Source organism: Bacteroidia bacterium, from assembly GCA_026932145.1.
Lineage (GTDB): Bacteria > Bacteroidota > Bacteroidia > J057 > JAIXKT01 > JAIXKT01.
In genome coordinates, this window is the sequence record JAIXKT010000032.1 from 17,412 (window position 1) to 40,980 (window position 23,569).

A 23,569-nucleotide genomic window follows, 5' to 3' on the forward strand; every position below is an offset into this window, starting at 1 on the left:
TTTTCCAAGAAACAAGGAAACTATGATACCCTACTTGCAATAATATTCCCAAACAACGAAACGCTAGTTGTTATATTTTCTGAGCTACATTTCAAGATATAGCTCAGAAAATTCAGTAACTATCTACTCTATAAACTATTGTAGGTTAATTCTATGGCCAACTAAGGTGTAGCGTTTGGTTATAAATTCTGGATTTGTTAGGGAGGCATTTCCGGCGGGGTTTCCACCGGTTACGTGGAAGTCGCTGAATCCAGCATGCTGATTCAAGAAAATCTGCCCGGTTAGGTTGAAAGAAACCGGTGTGTATGATTCACTCATTTCCGTAATAATCATTTCGGCTATTTCTGAACTTGTGGTGTATGCTCCGCAGGAAATAGCACCGGAATGAGCAGCTAACTCTTTGGCTAACTGAACACTTTGATACGTGTTTTCTGTGGGAATAATAAACAAAACCGGCCCAAAAAGTTCCCGAGATAATAGACTGTAATTTTTAGGGTCTATTTCCAATACTAAGGGACTTTGCAGGCGGGCATTGGGAAACTCAGGGTTAGTTATTGGCTGAGAATCTAATAATATCGTTGTGCCAAGATTTCGAGCTTGCTCTACTCTTTCGTAGGTAGCATCACTTTGAATTGCGCCCAAAATACCCGGCCCCATCTTTTCATGTGTAGCTAAGCCCGATATTGCATTCGTCAATAAATTGACAACATTATTATAGCTAACGGTTTCTCCGTTTACCTGAATGCCGGACTTAGGTATGAAAAAGTTTTGTGGGCAGGTACACATTTGGCCACTATACAAACTCACTGAAAACGCTAAATTTTGCATAACAGCATTTAAGTCTGAACAACTGTCTAAAATCACTGAATTAATTCCGGCTTTTTCGGTAAAAGTTGTTTTGCCGCTTAAAGATTCTACATAATCCCCAAAAACAGAACTTCCGGTGAAGTCTATTAATTTAACATCCTTATTTTCACATAGTTGTTTTGTAATTGGTTTTTCGGGAGTGTCGCAAGCTAACTGAACGATATTGGGGTCTAAGCCATAGGCAGCAAACGTTTTTTGTAATTCTGCGACAACAATAGCTATTGGGTAAATAGCAGTCGGATGTGGTTTTACAATAACGGAGTTTCCGGTTATTAAATTTGCATATAATCCGGGTAAAGTATTCCAAGTAGGGAACGTTGAACATCCGATACATAGCGCAACGCCCTTAGGAACAGCACGATAATGTTTTTCAAGTTTTATGTTAAACTTTCCCATAGGTTTTTCCCATACTGTTTGGGTTGGGAAGCGGCGTAGTTCATATAAGCCCAGTGCAATTGTTTCTAATGCGCGGTCGTTTGCATGCGGGCCGGAAGCCTGAAAAGACATCACAAAACTCTGCCCGGTAGTGTGCATAGTCGCATTAGCTAATTCAAAAAAACGACCTTTAACGCCCTCTAAGGATTCTACCAACAATGCCGCCCGCACTTCATAATCTGTATTTCTCCATTGCTTTAAAGCTGACTGAGACTGCTTAACGTATGTTTCTAACGCATTACAAACCGGATAAGCTATATCTAAGTCTTGCATGGTATATGGAGACCGTTCTTTGGCTTTTAGCCAAGAATCAGTCTGTTGCAAAAGACCGGCGAAATTTTTCCCCAATTGATTTTGAAAATCTGCTGAACCCTTTTCCAGAACACCTTCTCCATATACTTTAGGAGAGGGAGATTCCGGATAAGCAGCATAAAAACCACGTGAATGAACCGCCTCAATGGCTTTTTCTAACAGCGGTTGGTGCTTATTTATTAACGACTGAATAGACTCAGAGCGCGTAGCAGTAGTAACCTGTAAACTCATGTTTTAGAATGTGTTAAAATAAAATAGTGAATATATTCAATGAACAAAAACAGCCTGAATGGATCTGATTTTAAGCCTAATTTTTAGGCTTAAAATCAGATAATTATCAATACATTTTAGCAATTAGGATAGTTCAAAAGGGTGGCTAAAAACAAAAAAATATACCTTTGCATAGTGATTACCTACGACAGCGAGCTAAAGTCTATTGAAAACTTTTTAGGAGAGATGCCGATGATGAGTCGTCAGCCGGCGGCTTTATATACTCCGATTCGAGATTTTATTAAAATCCCGGGTAAACGAGTTCGCCCTCTGTTGGTACTACTTTCATATCAGTTGTATCATACTGATTTTCAATGTGCTTTACCGGTTTCATCTGCCGTAGAATGCTTTCATAATTTCACTTTGATCCATGATGATATTGTGGATAGTGCCCCCACCAGACGCGGGCATCCAACGGTTCACATAACACATGGCACAGATACTGCAATCATTGCCGGTGATGTACTGATGGTGTATTGTTATGAATTATTAGCAAATTGCCAAAATATGCCTTTTGCCGAACTGGTTCAATGCTTTACTACAATGTCTCGTTTAGTTTGTGAAGGGCAGATTTTAGACCTCGAATTTTCAAAAAGAGAATCCGTTACCAAAAACGAATATCTGGAGATGATTACGCTCAAAACGGCTACCCTTTTAGGGGCTGCCTTAGAGCTCGGAGCTATTGCCGCAAATGCCTCCAAAGAGGAGCAACTATTACTAAAAAACTACGGAGAAGCTATCGGAATTATTTTTCAACTTCAAGATGATATTTTGGATTTATATGCGACCTCCGCAGAATCTGGAAAGGTCGTTGGGGGGGATATTTTAGAAAATAAGCGGACTATTCTTTGGGTATCTGCTTGGGAGAATGCTATGGGGCATCATCAAGATGCGTTACGATACTGGGAAAAGCAACCTCGTTCAGCAGAAAAAATAGAGGCCGTCCGCGCTATTTTTGAAGAAACCGATGCCCGAGGAACAGCACAAAAACTGATGCAAGCATATCAGCAACAAGCGGATTATTATTTAGCACAGCTATCACACCGGCCTACCCAAAAATTACACAACTTAGCCCAACTGCTGATTAACCGCCAATATTAAAAATCACTTTTTTTGATTTCTCATAAGTTCCTCAGCATGAACCAATAGCGTAGCTGCACCGCCATAAGTTTTGGTAATGTTTTCAGAAGTCATAGTCGTCTTTACCGGCCCTGCAGCCACAATCCGTTTGTTTATCAAAATCACTTCATCAAAATATTCTTCTACCTTGCTGATGTCATGATGAATCATGATTATTAATTTTCCACTTTCAGCTAACTCTTTGAATAGTTGCATCATTTTGATTTCGGTAGCTGCATCAACGCCCGTAAAAGGTTCGTCTAAGAAGAACACATCGGCTTGCTGGCAAATTGCCCTTGCCATAAATGTGCGTTGCAGTTGCCCGCCAGATAGCTCAGAAACCCTGAAATCTGCTAACTGCTTGATTTCTAAGAGATCCATTGCCTTTTCAATACGCGATATTTCGGTTTTGGGAATGGTTTCAAAAACTTTTTTGCCGGGATACAACCCCATTTTAACAACATCTCTTACGGTTACCGGAAACTGAATATCTACTTCGTCTTTTTGGGGCAAATAAGCGATATAACGTAGCATTGTAGAAAGTGGTTTTCCATATAGCGAAATTGTACCTTTTTGGATAGGCACAATTCCCAAAACAGCTTTTAAAAAGGTGGATTTCCCAGAACCGTTTGCACCCAAAATCCCATAAATTTTACCTGTATAAAGTTCTAACGAACAGTTAGTTAGTATCATTCTTCCGGAATAACCTACGGATAAATTTTGGATTGTTATTTTCTTTTCAGCATTAGAATCCGGCGTTGAACTTCTTTTTAATATCAACTTTGTTAACAGCCAAAAGGCAGCTATAAAAGAGGTTAAGACTACTATAAATAATGCGTTATCTATTGGAAATTTGCGTGTTTGTGTTCTGGAAGAGGTTAGTCCGGCAACGATTCTTTTGGTATTTTCTGCTAACATTCCGATGTAAGAATCTGCTCCTGAGCCGGTTTCTCCCATAGAATCAGCATACAATTTATCTCCCAGAGTTAGGCCATAGTCAGCGGCAATTTGAGCTAATGCCTTAGGGTTGGTCGTAGCCTCTACAAAGACAGCCGGTACATTACTCGTTGAAATTTCTGCTATTAAGGATTCCATTCCAGAAACAGCAATTTCGGCATCAGTAGAAGTGCCTATTAAAGTTCTAACACTTAAACCATAATGGCTTGCATAATATCGAAATGCATCATGGGTCGTGATTAAGGTTCGATTTTCAGGAGGTATTTTTTGAATTTCTTGGCGAATCCAAAAATCTAAACTATCTAACTGATGTTTGTATGTGATGAAACGATTCTCAAAATAGGCTGTTTTCTGCGGTAAAAGTTGGGTAAATGCTTCTGTAATAGCTTGTGCATATAAAATTCCATTTTGAGGAGACATCCACGCATGTGGGTCTGTTGCGTTATGAATATCTGTGTTTTCTATGGGCTTAACATACCGGCTAACGGTAATTACCTTACCGGAAACATTTGCACTTACAATTAGTTTTTTAATCCAACCTTCTAATGTTAAGCCGTTTATCAAAATCAGGTCGGCATTTCCCAACGTTATTGCATCTCTTGGAATTGGGTCGTAGATGTGTGGGTCTGTGCCGGTAGGCAATAACGATTGAACTACAATTTCGTCCCCGGCGATTTGGCGGGCTATATCACTGATAATATTAATTGTGGCAACAACGTTTTTTTTATCGTTTTGGCAAAACCCTAAAAATGGTGATATAATGATTACGAATATGTTGAATATAATTTTCTTTTTGAAGCTATCCACAAACTCAGTTTTGGCAAAGCTACAAAAAAAGGTAAATCATGCTAAAAACGTAGCAATATCAGGTTCAAGGATAAAATGTTCTGGTTGATTTCTAACAGTAGTTGTTTTTAACGATATTTGTAAAACTGGGAGAGTAGCAATCTTTTCGCAATATGATTTCTTTTAAGTCTGCAATAATTTGGCTGATTTTATGGGTCAGTTTTACTTCAGGGTTTGCCCAAAGAGTTCGAGTTTTGCCAATTGATTCAATATTAAGCCGCGTTAATCGTCATTCAGATACCACTTGGGTGCTAAACTTTTGGGCTACTTGGTGTAAGCCTTGTGTGGCAGAACTCTGGGATTTTAACAACTTTCACACACACAATCAAGATAAGCCAATACGGGTTTTATTGCTTTCTGTTGATAATCAAGATGCTGCATTTTCTCGTGTAGAGCCTTTTATACAGAAGAGAAAAATTTCTGCTGAAGTATTAGTTGTGCAAGAAACGAACCCAAATTTATGGATGGATAAAATTGACCCTAAATGGTCAGGCTCTATTCCTTCAACGTTATTTATTGCAGCAAAGACCCAAAAACGACTTTTTAAGGAACAAAGTTTTGATGAGATAGAACTGAATGACACCGTATTTCCGATGCTGTCTCCGTAAAAAGCTATCTTTTGTCTTCTTCTATTGTTTGTTTTTGGCTACACTTTTGTAAACCTATTTTAGGGTAAAATATAGGGTGTTATTTTTTCTCAATTATAAACCAATACTGTCCTAAACATTTTTTTAAAACCGTTGTATCTTATTGAAAATGAGCAAAATATAAGTACTTTTAAAAAGGGATGGTTGTTCTTTAAAACAAGTTGAGTATCAATCGCTTAAGGTATTGTTTAGGACAGGATGGGTTAAAAAAGAATGCTACATAAAATTATTTATTGTGTACCACTTGTAGGGAACAACTGTATAATTTAGGGGAAGCAGTATTGGGGGGGGGAGAAAATTATTGCATTAGCAAGTATTTAAGTCGAAAAATAAAAAAGGCAGATAACTCATTACAAATTAGAAACAATAGTGCAAAAAAAACTCCTAATCATAGGATTTAAGCCACAGCTTAAATTTTTGTACTCTATTTTTTTCAATTTATAGTTCCGTGTTTCAATGAATATTGGCTAAATCTGTGCAAATTCGCAGTATTATCCAATAGAAGCGAAATACCGAGGAGAATAGGAATGGTAAAGTTACGCTGGTTACTGCAGCCGGAAAGCACCGAAGCACCCAGAAAATTATTAGAAGAAAAATTAAAAATAGATTCCGTTACAGCTTCTGTATTGGTTCGTAGAGGGGTTAAAACCTATGAAGACGCACGAAAATACTTTGCCTGCGAATGGCAAGACTTGCATGACCCTTTCTTAATGCAAGATATGGCCATAGCAACTGAACGAATCTTATTAGCTATCCGTAATAAAGAACGAATTTTGGTCTATGGAGACTTTGATGTAGATGGCACGACCTCTGTTGCTTTAACTACATTAGCCTTTGATATGCTGGGAGTTAGCTATGAATATCATATTCCGGATAGATACGTAGAAGGTTATGGCTTGAGTTATATAGGGATTGATTTTGGGTTATCTAAGGGATGTACGTTGATGATTTGCTTAGATTGTGGCACACGCGCACATACGCATATAGAATATGCTTCCCAAAATGGTATGGATGTTATTGTTTGTGATCACCACTTACCGGATACTACATTACCGCCAGTTGTGGCCATGCTGAACCCAAAACGTAAAGACTGTGCTTATCCCTACAAAGAACTAACCGGCTGCGGAATCGGATTTAAATTACTATGCGCTTTGTGGTCTAAACTTAACCGCAATGATTATATATGGGAGCATTTTGCGGACTTAGTAACCCTCAGTATTGCTTGTGATTTAGTGCCAATAACTGACGAAAACCGCACTATCGCATTTTATGGGCTAAAAAAAATCCAAAATAACCCGTTACCCGGAGTAGCTGCACTCAAAAATCTGGCAAGCAACCAGCGTGCGTGGGAAATCAGCGACTTAGTGTTTTTTATGGGGCCTCGCATTAACGCTGCCGGTAGAATCAGCCACGCCCGCCACGCCGTAGAAGTATTACGCGGAAAAAAAGAATCATTAGAGCAAGATACCTCACTGCTCGAAGACTCTAACGAAACCCGCAGAATACTTGAAAACGAAATCTATAACGAATGTGTAGATATTATAGAACAATCGCCGCACCTGCTCGGCAACGCATCTATTGTCCTATGGAGAGCACATTGGAAAAAAGGAGTTATCGGAATAGTAGCCTCTAAACTGATTGAACGCTACTATAAACCAACTATTATGCTCACGATGGCAGACAACAAGTGGGTAGGCTCATGCCGAAGTGTTCACGAATTTGATATTCACGAAGCCATCAACCGATGCTCAACATTTGTAGTGCAGTTTGGAGGCCATAAATATGCTGCCGGCTTAACCGTTACCGAAGAAAATATGAACTCCTTTGCTGAAGCATTTGAAAATATCTGCCAACGCGAAATCCGTTTTGACCAAACCTTACCCATACTCCCCATTGAGGCTATCATTGACTTCAGCCAAATTACGGATAAATTCTTCCGATTACAACAGCGAATGTCTCCCTTTGGGCCGGAAAATATGATTCCTTTATACCAAACAAATAGTGTTGTGCTTTTAAACTACCGTATTATTAAAGAAAAACATCTTAAACTAACCCTCCGGCAAGGAAAAATTATTATGGAAGGAATTGCCTTTGGTATGGCCGAACGTACTACTGAACTCGAAACCGCCAAATCAGTAGCTATTGTATATTCCTTAGAACTAAATACACTGCAAAATAGAAATATTATCCAGCTACGAATCCGCGACTTTAGAGCTCATGCCTAAGCATCAGCTAATTATAAAAACTTTTACTTGCTAACTTCCTGATAATAAGCATAATACTTTTGTCAAAATCGGTTATGGGCAATGTGGTGAAATACCAATTGGCCTTGTCTTTTGGAGAAAATCTCTGGCAGTTGGAATAGGAAAGTTCTCGACATCTTCTAACAAGCAGCGAATCTGACGGGCATCTTGAAAATGAATAATTGGATACGTATTAAGTTGAATCGGATACCAAAAGAGTTTTACGGGATTCTGTAAAATCTGCTCTACCGGCTGATTTTGAAAAATAAGATGTAAAGATTTTAAATCCTGAATATTCAAAAAGCCAATGCCAAAATAATCTTCCGTATTCCCTTGCCCCCAAACTAAATGAATTTTCTGCGGATTAAATATAAGTTTGTGGTTTATCTTTTCCCAAGCACCAAACACTTCAATAGCCACAAGACCAACCGAAAAGTCGAACTCTCGAATTGTTTTAGTCGTTACTTCATGCGTAGGCGCAGCCGGATGCTGCAGCACAATCTCCCGTACGTAAGAAATCGGGACATAACGCAGCTTATTGTCATTTCCAAAACTAAAATATTGTAACTTGATTTTGCCGCTTAATACAGCCGCAAAAATAGCTCTACCAATACTTTGTAGCAATGCTTGGTTATCATAACGACTTAATTCTGAGGCTGTAAATAACGGAATCTGAAAGCTATCCTTAAAAACAATTTTGGGAATCGAATAAGCTCCAGTTTTCTCCCAGCTATCTTCCGGTTTAGGATACGTTAATTTAATAGCAAACGGCAGTGGAGTAGTCCCTGTCCAAGAAAAATTGTATAGTTGCTGGCGCATAACATCTTCTGGCGTTTGGTTTATATTTGCCCCATAGTCATAGGCCATTTTAAGGTATCGGATTGGAAAAGGATTATTGGGTGGCAAAAATAAAGATAGTGCATTTTTCAGATTTCCTTCTGTTTCAATTCTCAATATCCAAGCCTGCAAAGTACGTGAATAGGTACTGTCTTGTAATTGCCAAGTTTCAAATCTGCCTATATGTAAGCAAGTTATACTATTAGCTATTTTTTTCTTTTTGAGTTGTATAACTGGAAATTGCTGGGCTATTTCGGTAAACGAAATAGGTGTAGTTAGTTGTGCATCTCGGTAAACTGTTAGTGTTTTAGCCTTAATTGCTTTAAAAGTTTCTTGAAAAAAAACTTCTTCCGGAACAGCGGATAGGAACGTATAAGGCATTGCGGTTAGGGACGCTTCAGATGCCGGCTCTTGAAACTGCAATAATCGGGAGTCTGTGAGCCATAAGAATGCTTCAACCGGTTTTTGTTGAGACAATACAGCCCCAAAAGGTAAACAAAAGCAAAATAGGGCAATCAGACGAAGCATCAATGCTTAGGCTTTAGAATTTAATTCCGATTACCAGTACGTCATCTGTTTGTTCATTTTCGCCACGCCAGTGCCGTAATTCGGCATCTACCAGCAGGCGTTGATGCTCGGTATCTTTTTCGTAAATTTCTTGTAATAGCTGATAAAATCTTCGAGACTGGAACTTTTTGTTGATTTCTTCGCCAAATTGGTCTGGAAATCCGTCTGTAAATATGTAAAAAGTATCCCCAGGTTCTATATCAATTTGGTGCAGGGTAAAGTTTCTGACTTCTTCCAATTGTTCTCCTCCTACGGAAAATTTATCACCTTTGTATTCAACAACTTCACCGTTTCGTATCATAACTAACGGTCGGTTAGCTCCGGAAAACATTATTCGGTGGCGTTTTGTATCTATTTGTAGCACCGAAATATCCATTCCGTCTCTGGCATTTGCGTCATCTTCTTGTTTAAGCGCGACTCTCACCCGCAAGTGGAGTTGGTCTAAGATTTCATTGGGTCTAAAAACCCCATCTAATTCAACAATTTGCTGAAGTAATGTATTGGCCATCACAGACATAAAGGCTCCGGGTATTCCGTGCCCGGTGCAGTCAGCCGCAACTAAAACAGCTTTGCTCAGACGCTGTGTAAACCAATAAAAATCACCACTAACAACATCTTTGGGGCGGAAATAGACAAAAGACGTAGGAAATGCAGCCAGAATATCTCTGGTTTTAGGTAAAAATGCATCTTGGATTCTTTTGGCATAGGTGATACTTTCCATAATATCCCGATTTTTCTGCATGATTACATCTCGCTGACGCTCAATTTCTTCTTTCTGGAATACAATTTCATTTGTGCGTTCCTGAACAAGTTGCTCTATCTCGGCATAGATACGGGCATTTTGTAACGCCACTGCGGCATGGGCAGACAAGGTAGATAGTAAATCTAAGCTGTATGGAGAAAAGGCACTTGTGCGGGATTTGTTTTCTAAATACAACATTCCCATAAAACGGCCTTGATACACTAAGGGAGTGCATAAAATCGAACGGCATTGATTCCGCTGGATATACGGATGGTTAGCAAAGAAGCCGTAGTTCATGGCATCATCGAGAATAATATTTTCTCGAGATTGCCGTGCAAAATTGACAATAGTGGCACTAATAGGAGCATCTTCGGTGATTTCTATGCTCTCAATAATTGATTCATGGGAGCTCGCATAATGAATAGCTTCGATGAATAGTGGGCCGGTTTCGGTTCTTTCTAATACTAAATATCCAACTTCGGCATCTGCATTATCCATCACGATACGCATTAATTTGTTCATCAGCTTATCTAACCGAATTTCACCGGTTAATGACATGGAGGCTCGGTGAATCTCCATATACATTTTATGTTTTTCTCGAAGTTGTTTTCGCTGTCTATACTTAGTAACAGCGTCTTCTACTGTCCGATATAAATGCTCCTTATCCCATGGCTTTGTTAATACAGTATGTAGCTGACCCAGTGCGACCAAATTAATAATTGAGTCAATATCGGCTTGGCCGGTGAGCATCATAATTAAGGTATCCGGAAATTTTAGGAGAATTTTTTTTATTAATACTTCTACTCTCTCTGTGCCCAGATTATTGTCTGCAATTACAAGGCTTAATTCTTGCTTTCTCTCATAAAGTTCTTGGATAATATCAAGTGCTTCTTCTGAATTTTCAGCAAGTTCTACTTGATATTCAGAGAAAGAGTGGGAAACTTCCTCTCCAAGGGCTTTTAAGATAATTAACTCATCTTCGATACATAAAATAGCGGGTCTAACAATCATTTATTTGGATTAAGGTTGAACACAGAATAACTGTAAACTAATATTATCAACACCACCGGAATCTAAGGCAAGTTCAGTCAGTAATGTTGCTTTCTGTTGTAATGTTAAGTATTTTACTGACAGCACATTGGATATTTCACTATCAGTGACCATTGTAGTTAGGCCATCTGTACAAAGTAATAAAATATACTCAGGCAATAGTAGGATTGGTTCAGGTGCTAATTCGGGGTCATTTTTTGTACCTCCGATTGCCTTTAAAATTATATTTCTTTTGGGGTGGTTTTCGGCTTCAGCCTCCGTAATAGTTCCGGCATCTACAAGCATTTGAACAAAAGAATGGTCTTTTGTTAATCTATGGAGTATCTCATTATTAAATAGATATATTCTGCTATCTCCGATATGGCCATAGTAAAGTGTCGTTTCTCTGACTAAGGCCACTACGGCGGTAGTACCCATTCCGCCTAAGTCTGGGTTCTCGGCTACTTTAGCGCAGATTTCTTGGTGGGCATTTTGCAGCGCAATATGGATACCCTCTACGGGATTTTCAAAATATTCTGATGACAGTGTTTTGGCGATAGCTCTCACAGAAGTACTTGCGGCTAAATCTCCACGTGCATGCCCGCCCATACCATCACAAACAATTAATAAAAAACCATTTAGAGTCTGAAAATAACCGCAAACATCTTCATTTATCGCCCGAACTTTCCCTTTATCTGTGCAACTTGCAAATTCCGGCTTATGCCTCATCGTTTTTTATAGGAAAGCAAAAGTACATTTTTTTGAATTATGAAAAGGTTATCTCTTAATTATCTTACTTGTTACATAACAAAAAATCATAAAAATGGACTTTTAGCACTAACAACATAACGTAGGTGCTGATTTTTATTTTGGGTTGAAGGGTTTAACCTCCCCGGTGGGGGTGATAATGTAATAGTTTGACTTAGCGGGTGTTTCCGGCAGCATAAATTTAACAGCCATTGTATAAGTTATTTGCACGGCCGGCTCCGAAACTATCGGGTTTATAATAACGTCATAATTATCGGGCTCTACTTGATTATAGTATTTTGATACCGCTTTATAGATTTCTTTGGTATTAGCGGACGTTCTTTTGCGTGCTGCATTCAGTGAGGGGCGGGAAAATGCTTGATATGAGAAATAGCGGTTCGGCGGATATGTTATTGTAAAATTCTCATTAGCAACACGTTTTACGGAATCCATACGAATTCCCAGAGATTCGTATGCTTTCACCTTATTGCGAAATTCTCGATGGCAATGTGCGCGTAGGCTATCTCGGTAAGCTGCTTGGCTTGACAGAAAATAATCTACTTTTATTAAATCATAGATTTCAGCCTGAGCAGCTGCCGTAATGATAGCATCTAATTGAAAGGCTTTTTTATACTGAATCATAATGTTTTTTTGCAGTTCAAATCCCGCGGGAACTTCATTATAGCTTTTGCTAAACAGCTTTGAATCAGCTTGATAATCATATCTTGGCAAGAATGATACGAGATCAACAAAAATAGCCGTAGAGTCAAAACCGGCATGTTTAAGTTCTGTGCGTAGAACGGCTATTCTCTCGTTCATCAGTGCATCTGCCTGGGAGGCCGTTTCGGCAACCTGAATCACATTAAAAACGGCCACATATTTATCTGCGATAACGTTCATCAAGCCGGCCACCCGAATCAAAATCTCATTGTTAGCATATATTTCAACCGTTTTTGACGGATTTTTGTTTGGAAATGCTGCATTCCCAGATTCATCTGAATTATAGGATTTATTTTCTCTGTCATATAGTTGATTTCCACCTACTTGTGCCATTAATGACAAACAGCTAAATAGTAACCCACCAAGAATAATTGTGATAAACTTCATAAAAAATTATAAGTTATGATTCTGAAAGTATGATAAAAAGATTCGTGAGAAAGATTATACTTTATGCCTGAAACCCAAATCACTTGTTCTCAATGCCAAAACGCAAAAGTATCTAAAAATAGATATGAAAAATCTGTTATGAATTAGGTACAGAAGATGGGTCAGAAAGACTACTTGTTTTTCCAAGAAAACAGAGAATCATGACACCATGATAGCAATAATGTTCCATAAACAAAACTACATCTCCAATGGTTTTTGAACTACAAACCTGATTTTTAGCTATTTACAAAGTATGTGCTGCAATATCTTTTTCTGAGCTGATATTTTCAACTGCTTGTGGGTTAAGTAAAACGATTCTTTTTTTTACTACGTCAATCAAATTTTCTTGGCGAAAGGAAGACAGCGTTCTGATAACATTGGCAATATTCATATTTGATAAACCGGCTAAATCAGAACTGGTTAAGGTACAGTTAATAGTTTCGTTATCAATCAGTGTTCCAAAAAAGTCTTTAATATACAAAATGGTTTCGGCAAGCCTTGCTCTCATATATTTTTGGGTCATATTAACAAACCTCGAATCAGCTTCATCTAATTCATTTGTAAGCGTTTGGATAATTTTTAATGCCAATTTTGAATTTCCCTTCAAAACCCTCAAAAAATCTTGGGTATCTATGAAGCACACTGAGGATTCTTCTAAGGCAACAGCGGAATGGTTGTAGCGGGTCATAGAAACCACTGAACGAATATCAATAAAATCAACAGGTCTTTTGAGGCGCATAATTTGCTGGGTGTTATTTTTGGTGGTACGCACCAATTTTACCTTTCCGGCATTTAGGCAGAGTAGCCCCAACGGGCGAATTCCTTCTTTGTAAATAGCTTCTCCCTTTTTATAGTTCACCGTTGTTCGGTGGCTTTCCAATAAAGAAAGTTCATCGGCAGAAAGACCATCAAATAATGAGTTTTTTTTCTTCTCACAAGTTAGGCAAGTATTTGGTAATGAGTTACAATGAGAATCTTTCATGCTTAATAAAATTTTGAATACAAAATAACTACAATATTTTTATGATTTACACAATATTGTTATGTGATTTATATCACAAAAATTTGTGATATAAATCACATAATGAAGTATCTGTTTTTGTTGTAAACTTGCAATTCAAATATGTTATACAGCATATTTTTTATTGTTTTATATCTTGAAAGTAATCTTTAAATAATGATGAAGTATTTAATATCTATTTTTCCAAAAGGCATTAGCACGTATAGTGAAGAGATGGATAACCTCTTTTGGTTCATAACTATCTTAGTGTCAATAGCATTTGTTATCAGTTTATATATACTGCTGCGTCCGCTGGTTCTTAATCACTATAAAAAGGTGTCTAAGGCGGCGTATTTTACCGGAGAAGATAAGAAGCACTTTCGCTGGATTGTGATTGCAATGGCATTGTTGGCAGCAAGTGATTTTGCTATTTTGCTTGTAGAGCACCCTACTTGGGCAAAAATAGAGCAGGAAATCCCAAATCCGGATTTTCATGTAGCTGTTATTGGCCGGCAGTGGAACTGGATTTTTCAGTATCCGGGTGAAGACGGTAAACTCTATACTGCTGATGATGTAGTTGTTGATGAGCAAAATAGTGAACTTCATGTGCCGGTAAATAAAAATGTAGTAGTAGATCTAAAAGCAAAAGATGTAGTACATAGTTTTTTTATACCAGAGCTTAGATTAAAGCAAGATAATGTGCCGGGAAGAACCATAAAACGCTGGTTTAACGCTACCGTAGAAGGAAAATATGACTTAGCTTGCGCAGAAATCTGCGGCGTATTGCATACTAATATGCGGAACTTTCTGGTCGTAGAATCCCAAGAAAAAAACGATTTATACCTAAAAAATCTTTACGAAAAAAAAGTAACTAATAAACAATAAATTTTAATGAATATGGAACACGCGCTTCACACGCACGAACATCCCCAGAGTTTTTGGTCAAAATATATTTTTTCGACTGACCATAAAACTATCGGGTTGCAGTATATTATCATGGGGTTGATAATGGCATCTGTAGGTGGCTTCTTGGCATACGTATTTCGGATGAACTTAGCCTTCCCGGGAGAGTATATTCCGTTTTTTGGAAACCTTAATCCGCAAGAGTACAACACCTTAGTTACCAACCATGGTATGATTATGGTGCTTTGGGTAGCAATGCCCATATTGCTTTCCGGGTTAGGTAACTTATTAATCCCCATTATGATAGGAGCTGACGATATGGCTTTCCCTACGTTAAATATGCTCTCTTTTTGGGTTTTCTTTATTAGTTCTATTGTAATATTATCTTCCTTTTTTGTACCTTCAGGGGGGTTTGCCGGAGGCTGGACATTATATCCGCCGCTTTCTGCTGGTGCTTATCACAATACGAGGCCGGAGTTTTGGTCAGCATTCTTTTCCGGAGCAAGTTTAATGATTATCGCAGTTGCACTTGAAATTATAGCAATGTTGATGGGCGGGATTAACTTTTTAGTAACTGCTATCAACAAACGCGCACCGGGATTATCTGCCTTTAAATTACCCATTATCGTATGGTTCCTCTGCATTGCAAGCCTTGATTTTATGTTTTCTGTTGCTCCGTTAGTAGCGGGAGCCATTATGTTACTCTTTGATAATATTTTAGGAACTGGTTTTTATGACCCCGCCCGCGGTGGAGACCCTATCTTATTTCAGCACTTATTTTGGTTTTTTGGGCATCCTGAGGTTTATGTGATCCTAATGCCGGCATTAGGAGTAGTGGCAGAAATCATTACTGTATTTTCTCGTAAAACCCTATTTGCCTATAAGTTTATCGTAAATGCTACGGTGTTGGCAGCGATATTATCTGTTGTTGTGTGGGCACACCACCAATTTGTTGCCGGTATAGACCCACGTATGGCTACTTTTTTTAGCATTGGCACTATCATTATCTCTATTCCGTTTGCGGGGATATTTCTTTCTTATATGGCAACACTATGGGGAGGCTCCATCAGGTTTACAACGCCAATGCTTTGGGCACTCGGCTTCATCGGCCTATTTTTGATTGGCGGTCTAACCGGCTTATTCTTAGGCTCTAACACCTTTGACATCTATGCGCATGACACCTACTTTATCATTGCTCACTTCCATTATACTTTGTTCCCAATTGTGTTTTTTGGCTTCTTTGCCTCTTTCTACTATTGGTTTCCCAAGTTTCTGGGCAAAAACCTGAATGAAACCTTAGGCAAACTGCATTTCGCTTTAACATTTATTTTCTTTAATGGAACATTTTTCTTGTTATTTTTCAACGGATTAGCCGGACAGCACCGTAGGATTTACAATTACAGTTTATTCTCAAATGTGATGCAAGAACCTTACAGAACATTTGAAAAAATCGCAACTATTTCTGCTGTTTGCTTAATATTAAGCCAGTTTATTTTCTTAATTAACTTAATCATCACCTTACGCAAGAAAGAAAAAGCCGTAGATAATCCTTGGAATGCAGCTACTTTAGAATGGCAAACCTCATCACCTCCGCCTCATGGAAACTTCCCAGAGCCTATTTCTGTAAATTATGGCCCTTATGAATACAGTAATCCTCAGTTTACAACGGATTTCGTTCCACAAAATCAAAAAATATAAAATCTTAATCAAGTAAAAGAATATGAGTCAGAATCAAACAATGTATGTTTCAGAGCGGTCTGTTCCTCAGGGGCGGCTTGCACTCTGGGTACTTATTGCCGGCGAATTGGCTATCTTTGGGGGTCTGATAGCTGTTTACCTCATGAGCAGGCTTCGCTATCCCGAAGAATGGTCTGCGCAGGCAGCCCACACCTCTACCTTTTTTGGTGCGCTAAATACCATCGTGTTGCTATTCAGCAGCTATGCCATCGTCCGTGCACACACAGCCGCCGTACATAAGCAACTAAACAAAATAACCCTCTGGATGAGCGTAACTATCGGCTGCGGATTCCTCTTCCTAATCAATAAATCAATAGAATACACAAATGAAATCCACCACGGATTTACGATGAGTAGCCCTAAGCTACAGGATGCCGGCAATGCTGTGGGCTCTGTATTCTGGTCATATTATTATACCATGACAGGGCTGCACGGGCTGCACGTTATTATCGGAATGATATCCATCTTTATCGTAATGATGGGTGCCAGAAAAGGAAAAAACCTACACCGAGTAGAACTCGTTGGGCTTTATTGGCACATGGTTGACCTAATCTGGATTTTCTTATTCCCACTACTTTATATCGCAAAATAAAAACAACTAATTCATTATAAACAAATTAACTTAACTATTATGGAGTCAAATAAAGAAGAAGGGGTCGTTATCCCCGATATGGAGAATGATTATCATGGGCATCCAAATTATGAAAAGGTACTTATTCAGTTATTCGTTCTTTTTGCAGTGAGTTTAGCCGTAGGCTATTTTTCCTCGATGCTTTCTATTATTATCATTTTTGGGACAGCTTTTTGGAAGATTGCTATGGTGATGCGTAACTTTATGCACCTAAAATTTGAGCCGTGGGTAATTGGTGTAGCCGTTGCTATGGTGATATTCACACTATTAACATTCTTTTTTGGGGTAATGCCAGACGTTACGTACATTATTCGGGATGTTGTTCCAAAATATAACTAATTAGTATTATGGATATAGCTATTCAAGGTGCATCTGGGAAAAAAATCCCGAACGCCTTATTAGGAATGATTTTATTTCTAACGGTAGAAGTAATGCTATTTGCCGGCTTTATCAGTGCATACACTGTCAATCGTGCAACAGCAGCCGTTTGGCCACCATATAGCCAGCCTCGCTTACCCATAGAAATAACTTTTGTGAATACTTTAGTACTATTAGCAAGTGGCATAACGGCCTTTTTGTTTGCACGGCAGTATAAACGTTCGGCTAAAATGACCCTCTTGTATGTAACTATCTTATTGGGAATAATATTTTTATCTATTCAAGGAAGTGAATGGGCAAAGTTAATCAGCTACGGATTAACCACTTCTTCCAGCCTATACGGAGCATTCTTTTATACCATTATCGGTGCTCATGCAGTCCATGCTGTTGCAGGGCTTGTGATTTTGCTATACTTATTAAATAAATTACAACGAAGTTCAGACCTACAAGACAAGCAAGAAACAATAGTAGTTTGCAACCTATATTGGTATTTTGTGGTGGGAATTTGGCCGGTATTGTATGTATTAGTTTATCTATTATAAAACCAAATTTGCTATGTTAAGTTTATCTGCGATTGAAAGTTTTACTAAGCAAAAGCTAATTGACTATGGCCAGTTAGTAAAACTAAGGTTATCTTTTTTTGTGGTTTTTTCTGCCGCGATGTCTTATCTATGGGCAACAAATCGTCAGGTAGATACCCTTACAATCTGGTTATTATCTGCCGGTGGCTTCCTCATTACTGCTTGCGCAAATATTTTAAATCAAGTTATTGAGCGTATTTCAGATAAATTTATGAAGCGTACGGCAAAGCGACCCCTTCCGGCTAATAGAATGAATCCATTAGAAGCATTGACGTTAGCCTTACTTACCGGAGTTATCGGACTATTACTTTTATTTAGTATAAATTTCATTTCAGGGATACTCGGTTTTTGTGCCATCGTTACTTATGCCGGGATTTATACCCCCATGAAAAGATTATCCTCCTTAGCGATTGTTCCGGGAGCCATTGCCGGCTCTATCCCAGTTATTATCGGCTGGACTGCTGGAACCGGTGCTATTCAATTAGAAGCTATCTTATTGTTTGGGATTCAGTTTGTTTGGCAATTTCCACACACTTGGACTATTGCTTGGCTACAAAATGACGAATACAACAAAGCCGGCCTCAAAATGCTTCCGATGCAACGCAAAAATAAACTTTCTGCAAGCCTGATTTTACTATCTACATTTTTAATAATACCCTCTGTATTAGTTCTTTATATGTATCAAACTGCCGGCTTTCACGTAACTTGGATATTAGCCTTAGCAGCCTTAGGGATGATGTTTTTATCCTATAAGTTTTATATCAAAAGGACAGACAAAGCTGCCGTTACGTTGATGCTTTCTTGTTTTGCGTTCCTACCGTTTGTACTGATTACATTAGTAATTGAAAAATTTCTATGAAACTCATTAAGTCCTTTATTTTTTTCATCCTAATAAGTGCTGTTCCCGCAATGGTTTTAGCTTGCCCGATGTGCCAAAGCGGATATTCACCAAAAAGTATTTTTGCCTACAAAATAGTTACTGTATTTTTAACAGCACTACCACTTGTGATGGGAGGAAGCCTCGTATGGTGGGTACGCAAACGCTATAAGGATTCTTCAAATCAACACAATTAAAGTATTTTGATGTTTTTATTCTTTGTAAGTCTTTACAAAGTCAGAAAAACAAACTAAGTTTGTTGCTTAACATAAATGTATGCCAATAAACTTTGATAGCTTTCAAGAATGGGAGCAATATTGCACCCAAGAGAATATAGTTTTGTGGAAACCCGTTGTTGAATATGAAATGATACAACGAAATCGCACAGAACAAGAAGTTTGGGATAGAATCTCGGCGGCTTACTTAGTCATGTGTGAAGCGATAGAAACAGGACTTACCCAAAATATGACTTCTCGTAGTGGAATGATCAATAATGGGGCTAAAAAAATCCGAGATTGTACGATAACGGTTCTTTCTGAAGAATTTAAAACATTATTAGTAAAGACAATAGCTGCTAAGGAGCTAAATTCTTGTATGGGTAGAATTGTTGCTGCCCCTACGGCTGGAGCTTCTGGAATTGTGCCAGGAGTATTATCTACGTTACAAGAAATCCACCATCTACCTAACCAAATTATTTATGAAGGGATGTTGGTTGCAGCCGGCATAGCACTAATTATTGAGCGGCGTGCTTCTATTTCCGGCTCTGTGGGCGGCTGCCAGGCCGAAACCGGTGCCGCAGCCGCAATGGGAGCAGGTGCTATCGTTTATTGCTTGAAAGGAAGCATCAAGCAAGTATTTGACGCAGTAGCAATCACAATCATGAATATGCTTGGCCTCGTTTGCGACCCCATCGCCGGCTTAGTAGAAGTTCCCTGCGTAAAAAGAAATGGTTCAGCAGCCGTCATCGCCTTCTCGGCAGCCCAAATAGCCCTCGCCGGAGACCCCTCAATAATCCCAGTAGATGAAGTCGTAGATACAATGGGAGAAATCGGCCAAAATATGGATATATCCCTAAAGGAAACCGCCTTAGGAGGATTAGCCGCTACACCATCCGGAAAAGCCATCGCAGAAAAAGTCCTAAACCGAAAAATAGTTCCAGAAGAACTTATAGAAACTCCAGATACGGACGAAATACCGAACTAATCCCCTTACCTGATAAACGTAACTCTTTCTTATACCTATGCAATAGTTGCAGAAGATACTTGTAGCATAGATATAACAAATTATCCATATCGGAGATTATAAGCAATATACTTTAATTGCTTTAACTATTTGATTATCAATATATATCATATAGTTGTTTTGTAGAAAGTGAGGTAAGTTACCTAATTTATTTTTTGTATATTCAAAATACAATTAGGTGAAAAACTAAACTTTACTGTGTTTTCATTAGTTTTAAATTTAAAAGGTACTATCTTTGCCTAAGATAATATCTATTTACGTAATGTTTTACACAACTCAATTTTTCATTTTTTAAATATGAAAGCAACGGACTTCGATTTTTCCAAAGATTTAAAGCTTTCCATAGAAACGGGTATTGCTTCTTTTAGGAGTACACGTTTAGCAATGTTTGATGTAGAGGCTATTGGCTTACTTCGCAAGCTATTAATAGACGAACTTGGTATGGAAAGAGCCCGGCAATTGTTCCTTCGATTTGGCTACCAATGCGGCTATGCCGACTTTATCCAGATGAAAATAAACTATACCTTTGAAACCGAAATGGATTTATTGGCATCAGGACCTGTTATACACACTTGGGAAGGGATTGTAAGAGCAACCCCAACAGAAATTCGTTTTAATAGAGATACAGGGGAGTTTTATTTTACCGGAGTATGGGCAAACTCCTATGAGGCAGAACAACACATTGCTTTTTGTGGGCACTCTAAAGAAGTATCTTGTTGGAGTTTAATGGGATACGCCTCTGGGTGGTGCTCGGCTTTTTTCGGAAGCAAATTAGTTGCGATTGAGCCAGTTTGCGCTTGCAAAGGCGATGCTAACTGTGGTTGGGAAATAAAACCAGAAGGCGAATGGGGCGATATTGCTAAACCCTATATTGAGGCATTTAAAATATTTAGCTAACAAAATAAAAATAATAAAGCTATGGCTGTGAAATTAGTAAAATACTACCAATATGTAGTTCAAATTAAAGGGATTTCCGGAAAAGCCCAGTTAGCTGGCAAAACAAATATCCCGAGTATTATTGCCGCAACAATGCCTGATAATTTAGATAATATTCGGAAATTTAAAAAGGCAATTGAGGAAATTACCGGAATGCCCGCCCCAAACTTTTAAAGTAAGTTGTTTACAGATTACTTTAAAAGGGTAATAATATGGTTTAAGCTAATTAATAGCTGCTAAACCTATACAGAGGGAGTTAGGATATTCATCCTAATGTAGGATAGATTTTAGTTAAGCTAAAACAAATTAAATTATAGCTGCCGAAGTCGATTCTAAATAAAAATAGCTCAAAAAGCGTAATTTAATTTTTTGAATAGATTAAATTACGCTTTTTGAGCTACTATGAGAGTTTGGGTTGTTATGAAAAACTACAACCCAAACCTGTATCGGTAATCTTTTATCTGAGCATATTCGCGAAGACCTTGATAAATCTTGCTTTCCATGGCAGATTTCTTGGTATCTGCTTGTCTGGTAACGGCATCAGCAAGTTGTTGGTCATTCATTTTATCGGCCTCTTTGATAGATTCTATCTTTAGGATATACACACCGGTAAAGCCTGCAACCGGCCTTGACACTTGCCCTTGCTTGAGGCGAAATACTTTGCCCAATATGTATGGATCAGCTCCCACACCGGGGATAGAACTAACTGAGAATGAAACATTTTCAGCGCGGCTTACAAAAGCACCGGTTCCATATTTAGTTTTATATTGCTCTAAATCTCCACCCGAAACGCCAGAAAGTTTATTTATGATGTACTCGGATTTCTTTTTATTTAAAACCGGGCGGGTAATCATTTCTTTGACGGCGGCTAAGGATTTATATCCAGCTAAGTTTTTAGTTGCCACATAACCAAAGAGATACGCATTATCGCAGTTACGGATGTCTATAATTTTGCCTTCATCTGAGTTTAGTGCCAAACGGATAACTTCTTTGGAGCCTTCAACTCCCGGAATATTAGACATTGAGGGGGGGATGGGTTGAGTTGTACGAACATCATAACCGGCTTTTGTAGCTGCTGCCACAAAGTCAGCACCGGTTTTTATAGTACTCGTAAACTTAATTGCCGCCCGTTCGATATTTTTAATAGTGGTGTTACTCGGGAAAATTTCACGAATAACAGTAGCTAAGCGAACTAACTTGTCAGATTTTTCTACTATCTCTACGATATGATATCCCTGATTAGATTTAATTGGGCCAACAATAGCGCCTACCGGTGAGCGGGAAAGCGTTTTTTCAAAGTCTTCTCCAAATCTCCCTCTGGGTAACCAACCTAAATCTCCACCTACGTTTTTGGTTTGGTAGTCATCTGAATTTGCCATAGCCTGCTCCGCAAAGTTATCTTTTGTGGTTTTGGCTTTTACCTCTTGCGCTTTCTTCAGATTAACAGAAGAGTCAGGAGAAGTCCGAATGAATATATGACGGATTTTAAAACTTGGCAAACTATCTTTCTTAAAGCCATTAATTTTGACCACCTTAAAATGAGTTCCCTCTAAATAAGGGCCTAAAATATCGCCTTCTTTGCCGTTATTAACAAAACCTTGAGTGCTTGCATCTAACTTAGCGATGTTTTGAAAGGTAAATCCTGCCGCAACTTCGGTTCTTGAGGCTGCAAACAAAGAATCATCGTGGGTCGTTTTGAAATCTTCTACCACTTTCTTTAAGTCTTCTACTAAGGCTGTTGTATCCTGTGCAGACGGCGTTTTAGGGAAAAGAACGTATTTGATAACTACTTCATCTTGGGTTTGCTTAAACTCCTCTTTATGGTCATTATAATAGCGGATATAATCTGTATCAGTGGCTTTAACCAAAGAATCTGCTACCGAGCCATAGTTGACAGCCATAAAAGAGAAAGTAACCGTTTTACCTTCTTCTTGGTGCTTGTAGTTAGCCTCAGATTTTGCGCAGAACATACCGGATTTTACGGCGTTATTGTATTTTTCCTGAATACGTGCTTTGGCGATGTAGTCTTCTAATTCTTTAAGTTGTGCAGCTATATTTTTATCTTTTTTGCTGGCTGCTACTACCTGCTTCACTTGATTGGGGTCATATTGGTTGCCGCCTTGTGAAAAAACCTGAACCACAATCGGAGAAGGATCCGGGCCTACAAATAAATCTGCAAGTTCTTTTCCGGAAACTTCAATACCGTATTTTTGGGTTTGGTTTGCATAAATAATATCATTCAGATAAGAATCCCAAGTTGAGTTCAAAATCTGTTCTTTTTGGGCTTCATCAATACCGTTAGGTGAATTTCGCTGATTATTTTCTAATGCTCGCTGAAAATGAGCATTGAACTCAGTAAAATCTATTTTATTACCTAAAACCTCCCCGGCAGAAGTATCTTTAAAGAAAGAACCTCCGTTGATATGTGAAATTAAATCCGTTAAAATAAATACTGCCATTGATACCCCGATGACCGCGATGACAATGCCCACGCGATCCCGGATTTTATTCATAATAGCC

The 23,569-nt window shown here is 38.5% G+C and carries 21 protein-coding genes; 13 read left to right on the top strand and 8 right to left on the bottom strand.

Going from position 1 to position 23,569, the window contains the following annotated elements:
• Positions 1–135 precede the first annotated feature (135 nt).
• Positions 136–1,845: a phenylacetic acid degradation protein PaaN gene (paaN, locus tag LC115_07825; protein ID MCZ2356579.1), complete on the bottom strand. Its 1,710-nt coding sequence runs from the start codon at positions 1,843–1,845 to the stop codon at positions 136–138.
• Positions 1,846–2,019: 174 nt separating this feature from the next.
• Between paaN and LC115_07830 the strand changes: the two genes are divergently transcribed.
• On the top strand, positions 2,020–2,985 hold the full coding sequence (locus LC115_07830) for a polyprenyl synthetase family protein (protein MCZ2356580.1): 966 nt from the start codon (positions 2,020–2,022) through the stop codon (positions 2,983–2,985).
• A gap of 3 nt (positions 2,986–2,988) precedes the next feature.
• On the opposite strand, the gene LC115_07835 is transcribed toward LC115_07830, so the two are convergent.
• Complete coding sequence (locus tag LC115_07835; GenBank protein MCZ2356581.1) at positions 2,989–4,767, bottom strand: zinc ABC transporter substrate-binding protein; 1,779 nt, start codon at positions 4,765–4,767, stop codon at positions 2,989–2,991.
• 152 nt (positions 4,768–4,919) lie between these two features.
• On the opposite strand from LC115_07835, the gene LC115_07840 reads away from it, so the two are divergent.
• Positions 4,920–5,414: a TlpA family protein disulfide reductase gene (locus LC115_07840; GenBank protein MCZ2356582.1), complete on the top strand. Its 495-nt coding sequence runs from the start codon at positions 4,920–4,922 to the stop codon at positions 5,412–5,414.
• 566 nt (positions 5,415–5,980) lie between these two features.
• Positions 5,981–7,678 carry a single-stranded-DNA-specific exonuclease RecJ gene (recJ, locus tag LC115_07845; GenBank protein MCZ2356583.1) on the top strand — a complete coding sequence of 566 codons (1,698 nt, stop codon included), beginning with the start codon at positions 5,981–5,983 and terminating at the stop codon, positions 7,676–7,678.
• A gap of 72 nt (positions 7,679–7,750) precedes the next feature.
• Here the strand turns inward: recJ and LC115_07850 are convergent, their stop codons facing one another.
• From LC115_07850 to LC115_07870, 5 genes are all read right to left on the bottom strand, one after another.
• On the bottom strand, positions 7,751–9,061 hold the full coding sequence (locus LC115_07850) for a hypothetical protein (GenBank protein MCZ2356584.1): 1,311 nt from the start codon (positions 9,059–9,061) through the stop codon (positions 7,751–7,753).
• Between the two features lie 13 nt (positions 9,062–9,074).
• The gene (locus LC115_07855) at positions 9,075–10,853 is read right to left on the bottom strand and encodes a SpoIIE family protein phosphatase (protein MCZ2356585.1); all 1,779 of its coding nucleotides are present in this window, start codon (positions 10,851–10,853) and stop codon (positions 9,075–9,077) included.
• A 9-nt stretch (positions 10,854–10,862) separates the two neighbouring features.
• Positions 10,863–11,600 carry a Stp1/IreP family PP2C-type Ser/Thr phosphatase gene (locus LC115_07860; GenBank protein ID MCZ2356586.1) on the bottom strand — a complete coding sequence of 246 codons (738 nt, stop codon included), beginning with the start codon at positions 11,598–11,600 and terminating at the stop codon, positions 10,863–10,865.
• Positions 11,601–11,735: 135 nt separating this feature from the next.
• Positions 11,736–12,725: an SIMPL domain-containing protein gene (locus tag LC115_07865; protein MCZ2356587.1), complete on the bottom strand. Its 990-nt coding sequence runs from the start codon at positions 12,723–12,725 to the stop codon at positions 11,736–11,738.
• Positions 12,726–13,008: 283 nt separating this feature from the next.
• Positions 13,009–13,746 (bottom strand): Crp/Fnr family transcriptional regulator, encoded by a 738-nt coding sequence (locus tag LC115_07870; GenBank protein MCZ2356588.1) that lies wholly within the window; start codon positions 13,744–13,746, stop codon positions 13,009–13,011.
• 195 nt (positions 13,747–13,941) lie between these two features.
• On the opposite strand from LC115_07870, the gene LC115_07875 reads away from it, so the two are divergent.
• The 10 genes from LC115_07875 (at position 13,942) to LC115_07920 (ending at position 21,223) form a co-directional block, all read left to right on the top strand.
• Positions 13,942–14,649, top strand: a complete 708-nt coding sequence (locus LC115_07875; protein MCZ2356589.1) for a hypothetical protein — start codon at positions 13,942–13,944, stop codon at positions 14,647–14,649.
• A 12-nt stretch (positions 14,650–14,661) separates the two neighbouring features.
• On the top strand, positions 14,662–16,365 hold the full coding sequence (locus LC115_07880; protein MCZ2356590.1) for a cbb3-type cytochrome c oxidase subunit I: 1,704 nt from the start codon (positions 14,662–14,664) through the stop codon (positions 16,363–16,365).
• Between the two features lie 22 nt (positions 16,366–16,387).
• On the top strand, positions 16,388–16,996 hold the full coding sequence (locus tag LC115_07885) for a cytochrome c oxidase subunit 3 (GenBank protein MCZ2356591.1): 609 nt from the start codon (positions 16,388–16,390) through the stop codon (positions 16,994–16,996).
• A 39-nt stretch (positions 16,997–17,035) separates the two neighbouring features.
• Positions 17,036–17,374, top strand: coding sequence for a cytochrome C oxidase subunit IV family protein (locus LC115_07890; protein MCZ2356592.1), 339 nt, complete (start codon positions 17,036–17,038; stop codon positions 17,372–17,374).
• Positions 17,375–17,382: 8 nt separating this feature from the next.
• Entirely contained in the window at positions 17,383–17,955 is a 573-nt protein-coding gene (locus LC115_07895; protein MCZ2356593.1) for a heme-copper oxidase subunit III, read from the top strand.
• A 13-nt stretch (positions 17,956–17,968) separates the two neighbouring features.
• Positions 17,969–18,853 carry a heme o synthase gene (gene cyoE, locus LC115_07900; GenBank protein MCZ2356594.1) on the top strand — a complete coding sequence of 295 codons (885 nt, stop codon included), beginning with the start codon at positions 17,969–17,971 and terminating at the stop codon, positions 18,851–18,853.
• Positions 18,850–19,068, top strand: coding sequence for a hypothetical protein (locus tag LC115_07905; GenBank protein ID MCZ2356595.1), 219 nt, complete (start codon positions 18,850–18,852; stop codon positions 19,066–19,068). Before cyoE ends, LC115_07905 begins: the two co-directional genes overlap by 4 nt.
• A gap of 79 nt (positions 19,069–19,147) precedes the next feature.
• Positions 19,148–20,074, top strand: a complete 927-nt coding sequence (gene sdaAA / locus LC115_07910) for an L-serine ammonia-lyase, iron-sulfur-dependent, subunit alpha (GenBank protein MCZ2356596.1) — start codon at positions 19,148–19,150, stop codon at positions 20,072–20,074.
• A 336-nt stretch (positions 20,075–20,410) separates the two neighbouring features.
• Positions 20,411–21,010, top strand: coding sequence for a XylR N-terminal domain-containing protein (locus tag LC115_07915; GenBank protein MCZ2356597.1), 600 nt, complete (start codon positions 20,411–20,413; stop codon positions 21,008–21,010).
• 21 nt (positions 21,011–21,031) lie between these two features.
• Positions 21,032–21,223 carry a hypothetical protein gene (locus LC115_07920; protein MCZ2356598.1) on the top strand — a complete coding sequence of 64 codons (192 nt, stop codon included), beginning with the start codon at positions 21,032–21,034 and terminating at the stop codon, positions 21,221–21,223.
• Between the two features lie 254 nt (positions 21,224–21,477).
• Here LC115_07920 and LC115_07925 read toward each other — a convergent pair whose 3' ends face one another.
• Positions 21,478–23,562 carry a SurA N-terminal domain-containing protein gene (locus tag LC115_07925; protein MCZ2356599.1) on the bottom strand — a complete coding sequence of 695 codons (2,085 nt, stop codon included), beginning with the start codon at positions 23,560–23,562 and terminating at the stop codon, positions 21,478–21,480.
• Positions 23,563–23,569 lie beyond the last annotated feature (7 nt).

Bases quoted from the DNA above. Each gene is read 5' to 3' on its own strand.
- LC115_07915 (MCZ2356597.1), top strand. From the start codon at position 20,411: ATGAAAGCAACGGACTTCGATTTTTCCAAAGATTTAAAGCTTTCCATA.
- LC115_07905 (MCZ2356595.1), top strand. From the start codon at position 18,850: ATGAAACTCATTAAGTCCTTTATTTTTTTCATCCTAATAAGTGCTGTT.
- LC115_07865 (MCZ2356587.1), bottom strand. From the start codon at position 12,725: ATGAAGTTTATCACAATTATTCTTGGTGGGTTACTATTTAGCTGTTTG.
- LC115_07895 (MCZ2356593.1), top strand. From the start codon at position 17,383: ATGGATATAGCTATTCAAGGTGCATCTGGGAAAAAAATCCCGAACGCC.
- LC115_07880 (MCZ2356590.1), top strand. From the start codon at position 14,662: ATGGAACACGCGCTTCACACGCACGAACATCCCCAGAGTTTTTGGTCA.
- sdaAA (MCZ2356596.1), top strand. From the start codon at position 19,148: ATGCCAATAAACTTTGATAGCTTTCAAGAATGGGAGCAATATTGCACC.
- LC115_07870 (MCZ2356588.1), bottom strand. From the start codon at position 13,746: ATGAAAGATTCTCATTGTAACTCATTACCAAATACTTGCCTAACTTGT.
- LC115_07860 (MCZ2356586.1), bottom strand. From the start codon at position 11,600: ATGAGGCATAAGCCGGAATTTGCAAGTTGCACAGATAAAGGGAAAGTT.
- LC115_07920 (MCZ2356598.1), top strand. From the start codon at position 21,032: ATGGCTGTGAAATTAGTAAAATACTACCAATATGTAGTTCAAATTAAA.
- LC115_07855 (MCZ2356585.1), bottom strand. From the start codon at position 10,853: ATGATTGTTAGACCCGCTATTTTATGTATCGAAGATGAGTTAATTATC.
- LC115_07925 (MCZ2356599.1), bottom strand. From the start codon at position 23,562: ATGAATAAAATCCGGGATCGCGTGGGCATTGTCATCGCGGTCATCGGG.
- LC115_07890 (MCZ2356592.1), top strand. From the start codon at position 17,036: ATGGAGTCAAATAAAGAAGAAGGGGTCGTTATCCCCGATATGGAGAAT.
- recJ (MCZ2356583.1), top strand. From the start codon at position 5,981: ATGGTAAAGTTACGCTGGTTACTGCAGCCGGAAAGCACCGAAGCACCC.
- paaN (MCZ2356579.1), bottom strand. From the start codon at position 1,845: ATGAGTTTACAGGTTACTACTGCTACGCGCTCTGAGTCTATTCAGTCG.
- LC115_07885 (MCZ2356591.1), top strand. From the start codon at position 16,388: ATGAGTCAGAATCAAACAATGTATGTTTCAGAGCGGTCTGTTCCTCAG.
- LC115_07875 (MCZ2356589.1), top strand. From the start codon at position 13,942: ATGATGAAGTATTTAATATCTATTTTTCCAAAAGGCATTAGCACGTAT.
- cyoE (MCZ2356594.1), top strand. From the start codon at position 17,969: ATGTTAAGTTTATCTGCGATTGAAAGTTTTACTAAGCAAAAGCTAATT.
- LC115_07850 (MCZ2356584.1), bottom strand. From the start codon at position 9,061: ATGCTTCGTCTGATTGCCCTATTTTGCTTTTGTTTACCTTTTGGGGCT.
- LC115_07840 (MCZ2356582.1), top strand. From the start codon at position 4,920: ATGATTTCTTTTAAGTCTGCAATAATTTGGCTGATTTTATGGGTCAGT.